This window comes from Leisingera sp. F5, assembly GCF_001593695.1.
Map to the genome: position 1 here is coordinate 1 of NZ_LUKH01001381.1, position 1,066 is coordinate 1,066.

The 1,066-nt window shown below is 64.9% G+C and carries 2 protein-coding genes; both read left to right on the top strand.

The window, feature by feature from the left end; all coding sequences use genetic code 11:
• Positions 1–278: tripartite tricarboxylate transporter substrate-binding protein (locus tag A2I95_RS41600; RefSeq protein WP_291738115.1), on the top strand; the 278-nt coding region annotated here is incomplete at its 5' end.
• Positions 279–346: 68 nt separating this feature from the next.
• Positions 347–1,066, top strand: a 720-nt coding sequence (locus A2I95_RS41605) for an aldehyde dehydrogenase family protein (protein WP_291738116.1), incomplete at its 3' end; no start/stop codon positions are given.

Consider the following 1,066-nt stretch of genomic DNA (forward strand, 5'->3'; position numbering starts at 1 on the left):
GCTCGGACTTTCTGCCCGATGTGCCTACCATGCAGGAGCAAGGGCTGGAAGTGGACAATTCATCGGTCAATTTCCGCGGTGTGATGGTCCCCAAAGGCACCCCGCAAGAAGTGATCGACCAGCTCGCCGCCACCGTGCCGGAGATGTTCGCAAACCCCCGTGTGGCCAAGAAAATGCAGGCCGGCGGCTCGCCCATGCACATCATGACCCGTGACGAGGTCAAGGAAATGTGGGCCGCCCGCGAGCAGACGCTCAAGGAACTTCTGGCCGGTCTCTGATCCCCAATCCCACGGCCGAAACCCTCCGGGGCAGCGCCCCTGCCCCGGACAATTTATCGAGGAAAGACATGACCGCTCAGGACGCAATCGCCTCCGGCACAGCCGGGGTGGAACAGATCGTGGCGCGCGCCCGCACTGCCCAGCAGGCATTCGAGGCCCGCGGCAGCCAGGCGCTTTATGACAAGGCCGCGCTGGCGGCAGGCTGGGCCATCATGGAACCCGCCCGCAACCGGACCCTGGCCGAGCTGGCGGTGGAAACCACCGGCCTGGGCAATGTGCCGGACAAGATCACCAAGAACCACCGCAAGACGCTGGGCCTGCTGCGCGACATTGCAGACGTCCAGACACAGGGCATCCTCAGCGATGATCCCGCAACCGGCATCACCGAAATTATGCGCCCCATCGGGGTGATCGGTGCCGTGGTGCCCTCGACCAACCCGGCAGCGACCCCTGCGAACAACATCATCAACGCGCTGAAAGGCGGCAACGCCATTGTTGTGGCTCCGTCGCCCAAGGGTGTGGCCTCCTGCGAATTGCTGCTGTCCTACATCCACGCTGAATTCGCCAAGCTGGGGCTGGACCCGGGTCTGGTGCAGATGATCCCCGCGCCCGGCTCCAAGGCCAAGACCCAGGCGCTGATGGAGGCCGCAGACCGGGTGATCTGCACAGGCAGCCAGAACAACGTGCACCGCGCCCAGTCCTGCGGCACCCCCGCTGTAGCCGTCGGGGCCGGCAATGTGTCGGTGATCGTGGACGAAACCGCCGATCTGCCCGATGCAGCAGCCAAG